Raw genomic sequence first — 15,247 nt, 5'->3', positions numbered from 1 at the left:
ATTTTTTATAGAAATTGATGGGACGGTGAATCAGTGGAACATCATAAAACATATCACTCTGCAAACATCAAAACAGCAACCGGCTCCTTACTGATAGAAGGGCCTGTCTCTCCAGAAGACTTGGCAGGTTATGAGTTTCATAAGGATTTGACCGCATTTCGGCCGCCCCGGGAACAGCATGAAGCATTAGTCGATATTGCCGGCCTTCCTGAGGGACGCATTATCATTGCCAGAGACGGCCAGGCCATTGTCGGCTATGTAACGTATCTATACCCTGACCCGCTCGAAAGATGGTCAGAAGGAAATATGGAGGATTTGCTTGAGCTCGGAGCCATTGAGGTGGCGCCGGAATACCGGGGATGTTCTGTCGGAAAAACACTTCTGACCGTCAGCATGATGGACGAACAAATGGAGAACTACATTGTGATGACGACAGAATATTACTGGCATTGGGATTTAAAAGGGATGAAAAAGGATGTGTGGGAGTACAGAAAGATCATGGAGAAAATGATGAACGCAGGCGGATTGGTCTGGTTTGCCACCGATGAGCCAGAGATCAGCTCCCATCCTGCGAACTGCCTGATGGCGCGCATCGGAAAAAACGTCAGCCAGGAATCAATTGAACGATTTGACAGGCTCCGTTTTTATCATCGTTATATGTATTAACTGACACTGACAAAGGGGAAAAGATAATGATTGTTGAGCAAATCATGAAAAAGGATGTCATCACATTAACGAAAACGGATACGCTTGAAACGGCAATACACAAGCTGAAGGAATTTCATATCAGGCATTTGCCTGTTATTAATGAAGACCGCCATGTGATTGGGATGATTACAGACAGAGATATGAAACAGGCCAGCCCCAGCATATTTGAAGAAAGCAAACGCAGCCGTTTTCTCACACGAAGCGTTGAATCCATTATGAAAAAAGACGTCGTGTGCGCCCATCCGCTTGATTTTGTTGAAGAAATATCAGCAGTTTTCTACGAGCACGGCATCGGCTGCCTTCCAGTCGTGCAGCATCACAAGTTAATCGGCATTCTGACAAAAACCGATTTGCTGCGGACTTTTGTGAAGCTGACAGGCGCTGACCAGCCCGGATCGCAGGTTGAGATAAAAGTAAATGACATCACAAAAAGCCTCGCCGATATCAGCAGCCTCTGCCAAAGACTTCAGGTAAAAATACTGAGCGTTCTTGTCTATCCCCATGACGATTCCGGCGCAAAAGTGCTTGTATTCCGTGTCAAGACGATGAATCCGCTGCCGTTTTTGCAGGAATTGCAAAAAAACGGGCATCTCATCGTATGGCCGTCAGAGCACAGGGATCAGCTATGAGGGACAGTGTGTTTATTTATTCTCCCTCTTATCAGACTTATATGTTTCATCAGGAGCACCCCTTTAATCAGCAGCGTGTTCTGCTGACATATGATTTGCTCAAATCGATGGATGCCTTTGACGAGGGGGATATCGTCAGTCCCCGGCTTGCGGCGGAAGATGAGCTGGCTCTTGTGCATACGGACGATTATATTCAGGCAGTACAGCTTGCCGGCGCCGGAAAACTTCCACCCGAAGAAGGGGAAAGCTACGGGCTCGGCACTGAAGATACACCCGTCTTTGCAGGCATGCATGAAGCTGCCTCACTATTAGTCGGCGGAACCTTAACAGCTGCGGATTATGTCATGTCTGGACAAGCACTGCATGCTGCCAACCTTGGGGGAGGCCTGCACCACGGGTTTCGCGGAAGGGCTTCTGGATTTTGCATATACAACGACAGCGCTGTAGCGATTCAGTATATTCAGAAAAAATATCAAGCCAAGGTGCTGTATATTGATACGGACGCCCATCACGGAGACGGTGTGCAATTTGCGTTTTATGATAATCCCAACGTATGCACCCTGTCCATTCATGAAACGGGACGGTATTTATTCCCCGGAACCGGTCAGATTCAGGAAAAAGGCAGCGGAAAAGGCTACGGATATTCCTTTAATATCCCGCTTGATGCTTTTACGGAGGATGATTCATTTATTGAGGCTTACCAGACAGCAGCTTCAGAAATCGCCGCTTATTTTCAGCCGGATGTGATTATCAGCCAAAATGGAGCTGATGCCCATTACTACGATCCGCTGACGCATTTGTCAGCAACGATTGCCATTTACGAACAGATTCCGCGGCTCGCTCACGCTTTAGCGCATCAATATTGCGGCGGAAGATGGATCGCCGTCGGAGGAGGCGGATATGATATTTGGCGTGTGGTGCCCCGTGCCTGGGCCCGAGTATGGCTTGAAATGAAAGGGATCGATCCGGGACATGACATTCCATCTGAATGGATCGCAAAATGGCAAAAGCAATGCCCAGTCACCCTTCCGTCCAGTTGGAGCGATCCCGCCGATTTATATCCGCCGATTCCACGCAAGCCAGAAATTACAGAAAAAAATGCCCAAACCGTCAGCAAAGCGTTATACGCGATACGATCAGAGCGTCAGGAAAAAACAAAATAAAAAAACGACCTTCACGAAGAGGTCGTTTTTGATTTTTTGATGACGATTTCTACACGTCTGTTTTCCTTCATGTGTTCATTTGTTTTGTTATCCTTTACAGGCTTTGTATCCGCATAGCCAACAGCGATAAATCGCTTCGACGGGAGTTTCTCTTTTGATGTGAAATATTGAATCACTCCGCTTGCCCGTGCTGCGGATAGCTCCCAGTTGGACGGATACCTGTACGTTGAAATATTTCGGCTGTCTGTATGGCCCTCCACCTGAATATCATTTGGAATAGTCTGAAGAAGAACTGCAATTTGGTGAAGAAGCGTTTCAGCATTTTCCAACACTTTAGCCTCGCCTGAATCAAACAGCACCGCTTCCTGAAGAACGAGCACGACACCGCGTTCATCCCGCTTTGCTGTCATTTTCGCCTTCAGCTGGTGCTCTTGAATGTATGTATTCACTTTTTGCAGCAGTTGATCCTGCTGATTCTCTTGCTTCTTTGCATCGGCTGACGGCGTGTCTTTTTGATCGATGGCTGTTTGGTCTGGCTGAAGTCCGCTGCCTTCCTTTTGGATCGAGTTCACCGCTGCTTTAAATTTCTGCAGATCGATCTGCGACATCGAAAAAAGTAAAATAAAGAACACAAGGATCAGCGTAACCAGATCTGTAAAGGTGACCATCCAGCCCGAGGATGATTGATTGTTTTTCCCGTTTCCATTCCTTCGTTCAAAGCGCTCTCTTCTAAGCTTCATGTACAGATCCCTTTTTTGTCTTTACTTGATTATGCTGCTTCCGCCATTCTTCCCGAGAACTGAAAACGACGAGCTGGCTTTCCAGATTCCGCGGATTTTTTCCGGATTGTATCCCGATGATACCTTCCACCATTACCTGTTTGATGAAGATTTCACTTTCTGTTTTTTCTTCGAGCTTAGCCGCAATCGGGTTAAATACCATGTTTGCCAGCAATGATCCGTATAAAGTCGTCAAAAGTGCAACAGCCATATTCGGGCCGAGCATATCAGGGTCATTTAAGTTTTTGAGCATCAGCACCAGCCCGACCAGTGTCCCGATCATGCCCCATGCCGGAGCGAATTCCCCCGCCTTCTCCAAAACACGCCGGCCTTTGCGGTGCCGTTCCTCCATTGCTGCAATTTCTGAATCCATGACAAGCCGAATCGTTTCTTCATCCCAGCCGTCAACCGCCAGAAGCAGCCCCTTTTTCAAGAATGGATCTCTGATTTCTCTGGCCTGGTCATCAAGTGATAAAAGCCCATGTTTGCGCGCATGATCGGAAAGGGAAACGAAGGTTTTCACAAGATCTTTTACATTGTCTTCCTGGCGGATAAATGCCTGCTTTAACACAGTGGGCGTTTTTTTCAGCTCTCTCGGCGGAAAACTGATAAAAACAGCGGCGCAAAGTCCTCCTGTTACGATAAAGAAAGAAGTCAGATCTAGAAAAGAGCGGAAACCGCTTACTCCCGATCCGGAAATAATTCCAATCACAATAATAATTGTTCCTAACACAAAACCAACAGGTGTAAGATAATCAAAACGTTTCATCATTTCTCCTCACTCATACGAAAAAAGCAAGAATCCACCCTAGAGGTGAAGCTTGCTTTCTTGTTTTTCTTATGACTTGGTTGACTGTCTTAACTCTATACGATGCGGCAATTCGACAATATGCTCTTCCACCGGCTCTTTATTCATGAGCTTTGTCAGCAGTCTCATGGCAACCGCGCCAATATCATACGTCGGCTGAACTACTGTTGAAAGCTGCGGCCGAACCATCAAGCTTAATCTCGTATTATCAAAGCCGATAATGTCGAGATCCTCAGGAATGGACAGGCCTTGATCCTGAGCGGCATGAATAATGCCGAGCGCCATTTCATCAGTTGCGGAAAGAATCGCTGTCGGTTTTTTGTCCAGGCTCATGAGATGCTGAAGCGCCTCAAGTCCGGAATCATACGTGTAATCACCTTCAGCGACAAATTGTTCATTAAACGGAAGATTCGCCTCTTCAAGCGCCCGTTTGTAGCCTTGCAGTTTCTTTGAGCGGTTGATCGGTTCTGTCATCGGGCCGGAAACAAACGCGATATCAGTGTGCCCCTTATCAACCAAAAGCTTCACCGCGTCATAAATCGCCTGCTCGTAATCAATTGCGACTGATGGTGTTTCACCTTGCTCTTCAACAGAAGCGGCAAGCACGATCGGCACTGGCGAACGCTTAAATTCCGCTACATGCTCGTCCGTAATGTTTCCGCCCATAAATACGATGCCGTCGACCTGTTTGCCGAGCATTGTGTTTAATAAGTGCAGCTCTTTCTCCAAGTTTTGGTCAGAGTTGCTCAAAATGATGTTATATTTATACATTGTCGCGATATCTTCAATTCCGCGCGCAAGCTCTGAATAGAAAATGCTTGAGATATCAGGAATGATGACACCTACAGTTGTTGTTTTTTTGCTTGCAAGCCCTCTTGCCACCGCGTTTGGACGGTAGCCGAGACGGTCAATGGCTTCCAAGACTTTTTTTCTCGTTGTCGGTTTTACATTCGGGTTTCCATTCACGACACGGGAAACGGTTGCCATGCTTACATTAGCTTCTCTCGCTACGTCGTAGATCGTAATATTGCTCATCCTAAAACCACTCCTTTTACTGGATACACTTATCCTTATCTATAGCATAAACACTTTATGTAGAGAAATGTCATAATGTCCGAATTTATGTCGTTTATGATTTGTAAGCGTAAGTCAGTAGTCTACATTATTTTTCATTATTCATCAAATTTAAATACTTCTCATGAAATTATACACGTTTTTATAGATGATGAAAACGTATACTTGAGTTTTATAATTAAATAAACGAGAAAGCGCAAAAAAAGGCCGCATATGCGGCCTTTTGTATTGATCTCATTCCATTAGGCGTTGACTTTCACCATTGGTTTCAGTTCATTCAGCCATTTTTCGAATTCAGGGATCGCCATTTGCTGAGCAGAGTCAGAAAGTGCGACTGATGGATCAGGATGAACCTCTGCCATTACGCCGTCAGCACCGATCGCTAAAGCGGCTTTAGCTGTCGGAAGAAGGAGGTCGCGGCGGCCTGTTGAATGCGTCACATCAACAAAGACCGGCAAATGCGTTTCCTGTTTCAGAATTGGCACAGCTGAAATATCGAGCGTGTTTCTCGTTGCTGTTTCGTATGTTCTGATACCGCGCTCACAAAGGATAATTTGATCATTGCCTTGTGCCATAATGTATTCAGCTGCATTGATGAATTCCGAGATCGTTGCAGCAAGTCCGCGTTTCAGAAGCACAGGCTTTTTCACGGAACCTGCAGCTTTCAGCAATTCAAAGTTCTGCATATTACGCGCACCGATCTGAATTACATCAATGTAGTCAAGCGCTTCTTCAATATGAGCCGGAGTTACGATTTCGCTGATAACAGCCAGATCAAATTCATCCGCTACACGTTTTAAGATTTGGAGTCCTTCTACACCGAGGCCTTGGAAATCGTATGGGCTCGTACGAGGCTTAAAGGCTCCTCCGCGGAGAATTTTAATCCCTTGTTTTTTAGCAGCCGCAGCCACTTCAGCCACCTGCTCATAGCTCTCAACCGCACATGGTCCGACGATAAATCTTTGCTGGCCGTCTCCGACTTTTTCACCTTTGATATCAACGATTGTATCTTCAGGTTTTTTCTTACGGGAAACAAGAAGCGCTTTGCTGTGGTCTTCCTCCTGAAGCTCTAAACCCGCTTTAAAGATTTCTTTAAAAATGTGCTGGATAGTAGAATTTTCGAATGGTCCGTCATTGTTTTCAATGATTTTATTTAACATTGTGCGTTCTCTGACAGGATCAAAGCGATTGACACCTTGCGCTTCTTTCGCTTTACCGATCTCTTTCACAACATTTCCGCGCTGGTTGATTAATTTTAAAATTTGCAAGTTTAATTCGTCTGCCTGCTGCCTTAGAAGCTCTAATTCTGTGTTGCTCATTTTTTTCATCCTTTCCCTGCACATTCATTTTTTATTTTGTAGTTAACATGCATCTTACTATAAGTAAAACCAAATGGAAATACTGAAATACAAAATTTTTAAAAAAGTCTACTTTATTACCCAAACGCTTTTAAGTGATAAAGTAATGTATGATGCTATCGTACATGATGTGAAGAAAATGATCAATAGTTTTTTTCAAAAAAAAAGCGCCAGATCATATCTGGACGCTTTTTTCTAGGACAGATGCTGCTCAATCGCCGCTTCTGTAATTTGTGAATGTGAGGTATGCCACTTTACTTCACCGTTTTGGATCACGAAAACTTGAGGGCTTTCGTGCTTGACTCCGTATGTTTCTGCGATGAAATTTGACAGGGGCCGTGCCTCTTGTACTTGCAGATAGTAAGCCGGCACTTCTTCATGCTGATTTGCAAAGGCATTAAATTCTTGAAATGCGGCTTGGCTGATCGGGCATGTTAAGCTGTGCTTAAAAAACAAGAAAGTGTCTTCCTTTTCTGCAATACGCTTAAACTCTTCCTCAGATTGAATTAGCTGTTTTGCCATTAGTCAAGTCTGCTCCTTCCGGGCTCAGCGGTTGATGTGCTCGGCCTGTTTTTGTGCATCTTTCAGCTCGTCTTTTACGTCTTCTTTCGTTTGGAGGACTTGATCTTTTGCTTCGTCAGCCGCCTGCTTTGCTTCATTTTTCATATCTTGCGTAGCAGATGATGACTCGGTATTTGCAGATTTTGAACGGTCTCTTAAATCTTTGACCTTGTTCATGATCTGTCCTGACTGATCGGCGACAAGCTGTGTGATGTTAGATGTTTTGTCTTTTGCAATGCTGACATATTGTGTGCCTTTTTCTTTTGCATCTGCCGTCATTTTATCTGTTTTATCCCGCAGAGCAACAGCTTGATTTCCGAGATCGTCGCGTAGTTCTTTCCCAGATTTAGGTGCTAGGAAAAGCGCAGTGGTGGCTCCGATGATTCCTCCGATTAAAGTACCGATTAAAAAATCTTTACTATTAATTCCATCTTTGCTCATCATTATTCCTCCTCAAAGTGTTTTTCTCTCTTAAAGAGCTGATTTCTTTCGCTTCCACTTCTCCCAAATTTCCATTGCTGCTTGGCTCCAGGTGACAACCTGATTGATTTTATCTTGGTTTTCTCTCACTGATGCCGATACAGACCCTGCCGCCTGCTTCATTGATGTATTGAACTGCTGCACAGAGGTTCCCACCCCTTGAACAGCATGAACGACCGTGTTCAGCTTTTCTGATTTTTCCTGAATATCTTCAGCCAAGCGGTTGGTCTTATGTAAAAGCTCGGCAGTTTCAGTGGTAATGCTTTTCATTTGTCCCTCCAGCCCTTCGAGCGTGGATGCAACATGTTTTAATGTCAGCTGCAGTGACTTTAGTGTTTTAGACAAATAGATCACTAAGACGAGAAATGCTACTGCGATTAGTGCAACGCTTAAATAAAGAATGATAATCATCTTAAACCTCCTTGCTGCAGGATATACTGCTGTTTACCCGATTTGTAAAATCATAAACATATCTGTTGGGCTGTATACATATTATTCTCCATTACATTTGAAAAATCCTTTAAGAGGACTTCTCTTCAGATAAATAAAAAGCAGTGAAATCACTGCTTTTTATTATGCCATGACGTTTTCGTAGGCTCTCATATATTTTTGGATATCTCCTGCTCCCATAAAGATGAGAACGGCTTTATCATGAGCTTTTAAAACAGATGTATCATCTTCTGCAATCAGCTTGGCATTATTAATTTTTCCCTGCAGGTCGCCGATCGTCAGCTTTCCTGCGTTTTCCCGGGCTGACCCGAAGATGTCGCATAAATACACACAGTCTGCCCCGCTCAGGCTTTCAGCAAATTCATCAAGGAATTGCTGTGTCCGCGTAAATGTATGAGGCTGGAATACCGCAACGATTTCACGATCAGGATATTTCTGTCTTGCCGCCTCAATCGTCACTTTTATTTCTGTCGGATGATGAGCGTAATCATCAATTAACACTTGGTTTCCGAGCTGTTTCTCATTGAATCTGCGTTTGACGCCGCCAAATGATTTAAGGCCATGTTTAATAACGCTGGCGTCAATTTCTTCATAATGGCACAACGCGATGACCGCCAATGAGTTCAATACATTATGATGGCCATACGCAGGAATATAAAATGTGTCATAGAATGTATTGCGGACAAAGACATCGAAAGTTGTCCCTTCTGTGCTTTTTACAATGTTTCTCGCTTGAAAATCATTTTCTTCTCCTGTGCCGTAATAAACGACAGGCACATTCGCATGGATTTTCGGCAGATACTCATCATCACCGCAGGCAATAATGCCTTTGTTAACTTGAAGAGCCATTTCCTGAAAAGCGTCAAACACATCGTCAATATTTGAGAAGTAATCAGGGTGATCAAAATCAATATTCGTCATAATCGCGTAGTCAGGCTGATAGCTTAAGAAATGGCGGCGGTATTCGCACGCTTCAAATACGAAGTATTCGCTGTTTTCATTTCCTTGGCCTGTTCCGTCCCCGATTAAGAAAGACGTCGGTTTTGCGTTTTGGATAACGTGAGCCAGCAGCCCCGTAGTCGACGTTTTACCGTGCGCACCAGTAACCGCGACACTGGTGAATTTTTTCATGTAGTCACCTAAAAACTTATGATAACGAATCACCGGAATTCCGTCAGACATCGCTTTTTCAATCTCAGGGTGCGTGTCTGGGAATGCGTTTCCAGCGATAACTGTCATGCCGGGTTTGATGTTATCCGCGCTAAAAGGAAGAACAGTGATGTTTCTTTTTTCAAGCGCCGTTTGTGTAAAAATGAATTTTTCGATATCCGATCCTTGGACAGTATATCCATTATCATGAAGTATTTGGGCAAGCGGACTCATACCCGTCCCTTTTATTCCAACAAAATGATAAACAGTCATAATTGTACCTCCAACAAACGTCTATCTGTTCCCCAGTATATGACGTTCATTTCAATTTGCGACCGCGGCGGCTGAAAAGCCGCCTGACGGCGTATCCTTATATTTTTTGTTATGTTCAGTATCCGGTTATTTCTTTCCGATTAAACCTAAATATCACGATTTCTATGCCCACTTGCTGTAAAGCGGCATAGCTGTTAAATGCTCTATCCATTATCATACCATGTTTGCTGTGAAAATGAACCTATATTATTCGTTTATTAAATCACTTGCAGTGATCAGCACCTCTCGAGGCTTGCTTCCTTTCGCCTCAGAGATCATACCTTCCGCTTCCATCATATCAATCAGCCTTGCAGCCCGATTATATCCGATTCTGAATCTTCTTTGCAGGCTTGACGTGCTTGCACTGTTTTGCTCAACAACAAATTCGCACGCCTCATAAAACAGCTCATCCTCTTCCTTTAAGGCAGAGCCTTGTCTGACCAATTCTTCCTGTTCGAATAAATAAGCTGGCGGCAGCTGGTTTCTGACATGGGAAACAACACGGTCAATTTCTCGGTCCGATACAAAGTTGCCTTGGAGACGGACCGGTTTTCCAGAACCGTTCTCCAAAAAGAGCATGTCTCCTTTGCCGAGAAGTTTTTCCGCACCTGCCATGTCAATGATTGTTCGGGAATCAACCTGGCTGGAGACAGAAAACGCAATTCTCGTCGGGATATTCGCTTTAATCAGACCGGTAATGACATCGACTGACGGACGCTGAGTCGCGACAAGCAAATGGATTCCGCAGGCTCTTGCTTTTTGAGCAATCCGGGCAATGCTTTCTTCTACATCATTTGGAGCTACCATCATCAAATCCGCAAGCTCGTCAATGACCACAACTAAATACGGCAATTTTTCGCCCGTTTGATGATCAGAGGTTAATTGATTAAAACGGTCAATATCGCGAACACCGGAATGGGCAAACAGTTCATAGCGGCGCTCCATTTCCTCAACGACCCATTTTAAAGCAGCAGTGGCCGCTTTGGCGTCGGTAATGACAGGGCTGACGAGATGAGGAATTTTGTTGTAAGGCGCAAGCTCTACCATTTTCGGATCAATCAGCAGCACCTTCACTTCACTCGGATCAGCTTTATAAAGCAGACTCACTAAAATTGTATTGATGCACACGCTTTTTCCCGATCCTGTAGCTCCGGCAATAAGACCGTGCGGCATTTTCTTCAGATCAATGACAACAGGATTCCCCGAAATATCCAATCCAAGTGCTGCCGTAAGCGGTGACGTGCTCGTCCTGAAAGCAGAGCTGCGAATCATTTGGCGCAAATCAACCACCTTGCTCGTGCGGTTCGGCACTTCAATTCCGATCGTGTTTTTCCCCGGAATCGGCGCTTCTATTCGAATATCTCTGGCGGACAGGCTGAGTTTAATGTCATCAGACAGGTTGGTGATTTTATTCACCTTTACACCCGGTTCAGGGTGTACTTCAAATCTTGTGACTGACGGCCCTTGCGTTACATGAACCACATTGGCCCGAACGTTAAAGTTTTTCAAAGTTAAATCAAGCAGCTGACGCTGGTTTTCTATCCACGCAGTATCGTCCTGAACTTGTGCTGGCGGCACATCAAGCAGTGAGACATTTGGGAACACATAGCTTCCGCGGCGCTCCCCTGCTTTTTGCTGTTTATGCGTATCGCTTTTCAGCATCATAACATTAAAAGGAACAGACGGTACCTTCTGAAGTGCTGGACTTCGTTCAGGATTGTTACTCGACTTCTCGGTTCTGTTCTGCTGTTCTGCTGGGGCCGTGCGTCTTTCACCCGCAGGAACTTCTTCCTCCCGGCTTTCATCCGCCGCAGAATAGGATGGAGAATCCTCTTCTGTGCTATGTTCGGGTTCTGGATAGTCATTTATCTGGGCCGCGGTTGCTTCAGGCTGGCTGTTTTCCTCTATCACTTGAGCTGATGCAGCTTCCGATATAATTTCTTCGTGAGCAGCTGTATGGCTGTCTGACAGTTCCTCTGCTTCTTGCCCGGCATCTGCCACAGTCTCTTCCTCGTATCGTTCATTATGCAAGAAAGGCTTTTCATGCTCATGGAATTCCATTTCTTCTGCTGGGGCTGAGGTGTCAGCAGTTTCTGGAACAGCTTTTTCACGAACGTTTCCTTCGTTGGCTGACGGCTCTTCTGCCTCAGTTTCAGCACCTGTCACAGCCTCTTCCCCATATCGCTCATCGGGTAAGAAATGCTCTTCCTTTTCAGGCTCTTGGTTTTCCGTTTGTTCTGCTTGAGTTGAGACGGTGTCAGCAGTTTCCGGAACAGCTTCTTCGCGGGCATATCCTTCGTTACCTGACAGCTTTTCTGCTTCCATTCCGGCACCTGTCACAGTCTCTTCCCAAGATTTTTCTTCGCGCAAGAAAGATTCTTCCTGCTGCTTCATTTGTTCTGTTTCTTCTGACCGCATCTCAGCAGCTTTTGGTGCCATTTCGTCTCCAGCGTTTACTTTTTTGTCTGACAGCTCCTCTGCTGAGTGCTTTGCCATTGTTTCATTCGTACTTTTTAGGACGCCAGAAGGCTGTTCTTCGAATCGGTCATATGAAAAGAGAGGCTCCTTCTTCTGTTGCTGCGGCGGCCGGTCCGGCATTGGATAGCTGCGTTCGCGTTCGATTTCTTCTGAAAGCAGCGTTACCTTCTCTTCTACAGGTTCCGGCTTTTTTTGCACACCTTTTTTTTCCGCAGATTGTTTCGGCACGTCCTTTTTCACAGATGGTTTTTGATTAAATCCATATACAGGCGAAGGTATATTTGTCGGTTTAAAAGGTTTCTTGGCCGGCTCTGATTTTTCATATGTATGATGCTCTTTTTCATTATTTGTGCGGTCTCTGTGCTGAGCAGCGCTCGAACGAGGCTCCGCTTGCGGTTCCTCCGATGGCGGGCGGCGCCTTCTCAAATCATTTTTTTGATATCCGTCAGGCACAACCGGAAAACGGAACTTGCCTTTAGGATATTCGTAATATATTTTAGGATCTTCCAATCGTTTTAATTGTCCTTCGGAGTGATGCGATTCTGGCTGTTTCGGAATTTGAGCAGGTTTTGTCTCCCGTTCAGCGTCCTCTTCACTCTCTCCTAAAAACAAATCAAAAAATTTATGAAGCCAACTCATAATTCATCTCTAACTCCCTTATAGTTTTCTGGGACGATTTTTAGTATACCACTGCTTGTCGGCCCAGAAAAGATTAAGCTTTCAGCAAAACAAAGCCGCTAAACAAGGGCTTAGCGGCTTTTTTTACATGATTCGATTTTTTCGGCGTATTTATGGGAGTCTAAAACTGAAATGCGTCTCCAGCCTCATGGTCTCCTTCTAATACAAGGATTCCTTTTTCAGCCGGAGCGTCAGGCAATGCAAGCTCTTTTGCGGAGCAGATCATTCCGCTCGACGGTACGCCCCGAAGCTCAGCATCCTTAATGACGAGTCCGCTCGGCATCACAGCGCCGACTTTGGCAACGACAACTTTTTGACCTTGATCAACATTAGGCGCGCCGCAAACGATCTGAAGCGTTTCATCTCCTACGTTGACTTTACATACGCTTAATTTATCCGCATTTGGATGTTTTTCTTTTGATTCAACATATCCGACAACAAACTTTGGCGATAAATCAACGACTAATGTTTCTTCAATGCCGTTTCTGTTTAGCATTTCATTCACATCTTGAACGAATGTTTCTGAAAGGGCAACAGGGCCGTTTTCATCAATGGTTAAGTATGAAGACGCGTTAAAGATGTTAAAACCCGTCGTTTCATTTGTTTCGCTATTGAAAATTTTGACGACGTCGCCGTGTTTTTCATAGCCTACTTGCTCGCGCGTTACGTCTTTTAGAGAGATCAGAAGTGTATCTCCCACACCTTCTTTATTATAAAAAGCGTTCATAAGTAAAAAATCCTTTCTAATCCTTTTTCGGACGGCTTTTTGCCAAGATAAACACCGGCTCCAGCTTTCCTTCATTGTACAGGAAAGAAAGCGCCGTAATCGGAACGGTGCCGCCTGCAAAGAAGCTCATCGACATTTGTCCTAAAATATCATACCCTGATTCATTCCGAATGTCAGCAAGTATCAGAACGTCCTGATGCGGAACAGAGATCGCGAGCTCACCTTTAGCATTTTGTTTATACTCATTTAAAATCGCTTCGTTCAGAATCCGGCTGGCGTCGTAACCGTCATTTGCTCTGAAGAAGTAAAAGAGATTGCCGGCAACTGTATCCTCTTTGACAACCGTCGGCAGAGAGCGGAGGTTAAACGCAGCCGTTTCTCTGATCCGCTCCCTTGTCCAGTTTTCTTTCTCCAGCATGCGCTGATCAATTAAACGATAGGTTTTGCCCAGATCAAGCGCGTAGTAAATTCTTGTTTCTGCGGTATGATCGTCATAAATAAGCGGAATCTCTTCGCTGGACTTGTCCGGAAAAGAGGTTGAGCGGATGACCGGATAAATGCGGCTTTCCTTCCCGGTTATTTCCTGCGACTTCCCTTCCATAGCTGTCATGGCTTCTGATACATAGTAAACGATCTCGTCAATGGCTTCGTCTTTTTTCAGTTCCCATTTTGCAATAATCGGCGGCAGGTCGAGCGTAATTCCTTTTTTAGTTGTTTCATCCTCAACACGGAGGGTGTCTTTTTCTCTGTCAAATAAAAAGGAGCGATTCTCGTGCTGAAGGCGCTGTTTCAATATGTCTGACAGCTTCCTTGAGGTCATTTTCAAACCGGATATCCTCCTTTACGCTTTTGCGAGAGAGTCAGTTAAAAACTGTTCAATTTCTTCTTTTGTTTTGCGGTCTTTGCTCACAAAACGATTCACTTCTTTTCCTTCATTAAACACAACAAAGCTTGGAATGCCGTAAATCTCCCACTCCGCGCATGTATCAATAAATTTGTCGCGGTCTACATAGTAGTAAGTGAATTCAGGAAAGTCTGCTTCCAATTCCGGAAGAAAAGGCTCTACAAAACGGCAGTCCGGGCACCAGTCGGCAGAAAACATAAATACTGCCCAATCATCCTTTACCGCTTTTTCCAGCTCTTGCGTTGTTTCGATTTTTTTCATCAAATATCCCTCCAGTTGTTTATGTTCTTACATGTTAGTTTATCGATACTCGTCCATTTGGATCATACCAAACTGCTTGCGGCAAAACCACTTATATGCAACGAATGAATATGTAAGATAAGCTTTCCCATTATCATTATCATATTTTATTTGCATTATCAAGCACGTTTCGTTTAACATCTTTTACATGAGGGTAAAATTGACAAATGGTCATACATAAGGAGGGATCCAGTTTGGAGTTTATCGTCTATTTAGCCGGAGAAATCCACAGCAATTGGCGGGAGGAAATAAAGGAGAAAACGAAGTCACTGAAGCTGCCGATTACGTTTGTCGGCCCGATGGAGCATCACGACCGTTCAGACAATATCGGAGAAGAAATCATGGGCGCTCAGCCAAACGCAGTCTATAAGGACGACAAGGCTTCTGATATCAATAACTTCAGAACTGCCGTCTTGATGAATAAAGCCGACTTTGTAATCGCCTTGTTTGGCGAAAAGTATAAACAATGGAACACAGCAATGGATGCTTCCTATGCCATCGCAAAAGGCAAACCCCTGATCATCATTCGTCCTGAATCGCTACACCACCCATTAAAAGAGCTTTCAAACAAAGCGAATATGACTGTTGAAACGGTGAACCAAGCCATTAAAGCACTTTCCTATGTATTTGAAACAAAATAAGAAAAAAGCTTGTCGACATGGCTTACAGCCTTGCTCAACAAGCTTTTT

Annotated in this window: 17 protein-coding genes; 4 read left to right on the top strand and 13 right to left on the bottom strand. The window is 44.6% G+C overall.

Annotation, left to right across the window (positions count from 1 at the left end):
* Positions 1-33: 33 nt before the first annotated feature.
* The 3 genes from acuA to ACQVGS_RS06300 are packed head-to-tail and all read left to right on the top strand — an operon-like array spanning position 34 to position 2,500.
* Positions 34-666 (top strand): acetoin utilization protein acetyltransferase AcuA, encoded by a 633-nt coding sequence (acuA, locus tag ACQVGS_RS06310; protein ID WP_069487059.1) that lies wholly within the window; start codon positions 34-36, stop codon positions 664-666.
* Positions 667-692: 26 nt separating this feature from the next.
* A complete protein-coding gene (locus ACQVGS_RS06305) occupies positions 693-1,337 on the top strand; it encodes an acetoin utilization AcuB family protein (protein WP_024122509.1) in 645 nt (214 codons plus the stop codon).
* Positions 1,334-2,500 carry an acetoin utilization protein AcuC gene (locus tag ACQVGS_RS06300; protein WP_059335601.1) on the top strand — a complete coding sequence of 389 codons (1,167 nt, stop codon included), beginning with the start codon at positions 1,334-1,336 and terminating at the stop codon, positions 2,498-2,500. The genes ACQVGS_RS06305 and ACQVGS_RS06300 overlap by 4 nt, the downstream gene beginning before the upstream one ends.
* An 11-nt stretch (positions 2,501-2,511) precedes the next feature.
* Here ACQVGS_RS06300 and motS read toward each other — a convergent pair whose 3' ends face one another.
* The 13 genes from motS to ACQVGS_RS06235 form a co-directional block, all read right to left on the bottom strand.
* The gene (gene motS / locus ACQVGS_RS06295; protein WP_024122511.1) at positions 2,512-3,240 is read right to left on the bottom strand and encodes a flagellar motor protein MotS; all 729 of its coding nucleotides are present in this window, start codon (positions 3,238-3,240) and stop codon (positions 2,512-2,514) included.
* Positions 3,230-4,048 (bottom strand): flagellar motor protein MotP, encoded by an 819-nt coding sequence (gene motP, locus ACQVGS_RS06290; protein ID WP_024122512.1) that lies wholly within the window; start codon positions 4,046-4,048, stop codon positions 3,230-3,232. Before motP ends, motS begins: the two co-directional genes overlap by 11 nt.
* A 69-nt stretch (positions 4,049-4,117) precedes the next feature.
* Positions 4,118-5,122 carry a catabolite control protein A gene (ccpA, locus tag ACQVGS_RS06285; RefSeq protein WP_024122513.1) on the bottom strand — a complete coding sequence of 335 codons (1,005 nt, stop codon included), beginning with the start codon at positions 5,120-5,122 and terminating at the stop codon, positions 4,118-4,120.
* A gap of 281 nt (positions 5,123-5,403) precedes the next feature.
* Positions 5,404-6,480 (bottom strand): bifunctional 3-deoxy-7-phosphoheptulonate synthase/chorismate mutase, encoded by a 1,077-nt coding sequence (locus ACQVGS_RS06280; protein WP_024122514.1) that lies wholly within the window; start codon positions 6,478-6,480, stop codon positions 5,404-5,406.
* Between the two features lie 234 nt (positions 6,481-6,714).
* Positions 6,715-7,041 carry a bacillithiol system redox-active protein YtxJ gene (ytxJ, locus tag ACQVGS_RS06275; RefSeq protein ID WP_105953383.1) on the bottom strand — a complete coding sequence of 109 codons (327 nt, stop codon included), beginning with the start codon at positions 7,039-7,041 and terminating at the stop codon, positions 6,715-6,717.
* Positions 7,042-7,065: 24 nt separating this feature from the next.
* On the bottom strand, positions 7,066-7,521 hold the full coding sequence (locus tag ACQVGS_RS06270; protein WP_151174442.1) for a YtxH domain-containing protein: 456 nt from the start codon (positions 7,519-7,521) through the stop codon (positions 7,066-7,068).
* 30 nt (positions 7,522-7,551) lie between these two features.
* The gene (locus ACQVGS_RS06265) at positions 7,552-7,971 is read right to left on the bottom strand and encodes a DUF948 domain-containing protein (RefSeq protein ID WP_151174443.1); all 420 of its coding nucleotides are present in this window, start codon (positions 7,969-7,971) and stop codon (positions 7,552-7,554) included.
* 162 nt (positions 7,972-8,133) lie between these two features.
* Positions 8,134-9,432, bottom strand: a complete 1,299-nt coding sequence (murC, locus tag ACQVGS_RS06260; RefSeq protein ID WP_024122519.1) for a UDP-N-acetylmuramate--L-alanine ligase — start codon at positions 9,430-9,432, stop codon at positions 8,134-8,136.
* Between the two features lie 246 nt (positions 9,433-9,678).
* Positions 9,679-12,588 carry a DNA translocase FtsK gene (locus tag ACQVGS_RS06255; RefSeq protein WP_151174444.1) on the bottom strand — a complete coding sequence of 970 codons (2,910 nt, stop codon included), beginning with the start codon at positions 12,586-12,588 and terminating at the stop codon, positions 9,679-9,681.
* 160 nt (positions 12,589-12,748) lie between these two features.
* On the bottom strand, positions 12,749-13,354 hold the full coding sequence (gene ytpR / locus ACQVGS_RS06250; RefSeq protein ID WP_151174445.1) for a YtpR family tRNA-binding protein: 606 nt from the start codon (positions 13,352-13,354) through the stop codon (positions 12,749-12,751).
* Positions 13,355-13,370: 16 nt separating this feature from the next.
* The gene (locus tag ACQVGS_RS06245) at positions 13,371-14,180 is read right to left on the bottom strand and encodes a DUF1444 domain-containing protein (protein WP_024122522.1); all 810 of its coding nucleotides are present in this window, start codon (positions 14,178-14,180) and stop codon (positions 13,371-13,373) included.
* 15 nt (positions 14,181-14,195) lie between these two features.
* On the bottom strand, positions 14,196-14,519 hold the full coding sequence (locus ACQVGS_RS06240; protein ID WP_010331513.1) for a thioredoxin family protein: 324 nt from the start codon (positions 14,517-14,519) through the stop codon (positions 14,196-14,198).
* Positions 14,520-14,558: 39 nt separating this feature from the next.
* Complete coding sequence (locus ACQVGS_RS06235) at positions 14,559-14,675, bottom strand: hypothetical protein (RefSeq protein ID WP_125825412.1); 117 nt, start codon at positions 14,673-14,675, stop codon at positions 14,559-14,561.
* A 77-nt stretch (positions 14,676-14,752) separates the two neighbouring features.
* Between ACQVGS_RS06235 and ACQVGS_RS06230 the strand changes: the two genes are divergently transcribed.
* Positions 14,753-15,199 carry a YtoQ family protein gene (locus ACQVGS_RS06230; RefSeq protein WP_024122523.1) on the top strand — a complete coding sequence of 149 codons (447 nt, stop codon included), beginning with the start codon at positions 14,753-14,755 and terminating at the stop codon, positions 15,197-15,199.
* Positions 15,200-15,247: the final 48 nt, after the last annotated feature.

Source organism: Bacillus sp. SD127, from assembly GCF_058566445.1.
The sequence above is the reverse complement of the archived record's forward strand: the minus strand, read 5'-3'. Positions and strand labels throughout refer to the sequence as shown.

Bases quoted from the DNA above. Each gene is read 5' to 3' on its own strand.
- ACQVGS_RS06305 (WP_024122509.1), top strand. From the start codon at position 693: ATGATTGTTGAGCAAATCATGAAAAAGGATGTCATCACATTAACGAAA.
- ACQVGS_RS06300 (WP_059335601.1), top strand. From the start codon at position 1,334: ATGAGGGACAGTGTGTTTATTTATTCTCCCTCTTATCAGACTTATATG.
- motS (WP_024122511.1), bottom strand. From the start codon at position 3,240: ATGAAGCTTAGAAGAGAGCGCTTTGAACGAAGGAATGGAAACGGGAAA.
- motP (WP_024122512.1), bottom strand. From the start codon at position 4,048: ATGAAACGTTTTGATTATCTTACACCTGTTGGTTTTGTGTTAGGAACA.
- ccpA (WP_024122513.1), bottom strand. From the start codon at position 5,122: ATGAGCAATATTACGATCTACGACGTAGCGAGAGAAGCTAATGTAAGC.
- ACQVGS_RS06280 (WP_024122514.1), bottom strand. From the start codon at position 6,480: ATGAGCAACACAGAATTAGAGCTTCTAAGGCAGCAGGCAGACGAATTA.
- ytxJ (WP_105953383.1), bottom strand. From the start codon at position 7,041: ATGGCAAAACAGCTAATTCAATCTGAGGAAGAGTTTAAGCGTATTGCA.
- ACQVGS_RS06270 (WP_151174442.1), bottom strand. From the start codon at position 7,521: ATGAGCAAAGATGGAATTAATAGTAAAGATTTTTTAATCGGTACTTTA.
- ACQVGS_RS06265 (WP_151174443.1), bottom strand. From the start codon at position 7,971: ATGATTATCATTCTTTATTTAAGCGTTGCACTAATCGCAGTAGCATTT.
- murC (WP_024122519.1), bottom strand. From the start codon at position 9,432: ATGACTGTTTATCATTTTGTTGGAATAAAAGGGACGGGTATGAGTCCG.
- ACQVGS_RS06255 (WP_151174444.1), bottom strand. From the start codon at position 12,588: ATGAGTTGGCTTCATAAATTTTTTGATTTGTTTTTAGGAGAGAGTGAA.
- ytpR (WP_151174445.1), bottom strand. From the start codon at position 13,354: ATGAACGCTTTTTATAATAAAGAAGGTGTGGGAGATACACTTCTGATC.
- ACQVGS_RS06240 (WP_010331513.1), bottom strand. From the start codon at position 14,519: ATGAAAAAAATCGAAACAACGCAAGAGCTGGAAAAAGCGGTAAAGGAT.
- ACQVGS_RS06235 (WP_125825412.1), bottom strand. From the start codon at position 14,675: ATGCAAATAAAATATGATAATGATAATGGGAAAGCTTATCTTACATAT.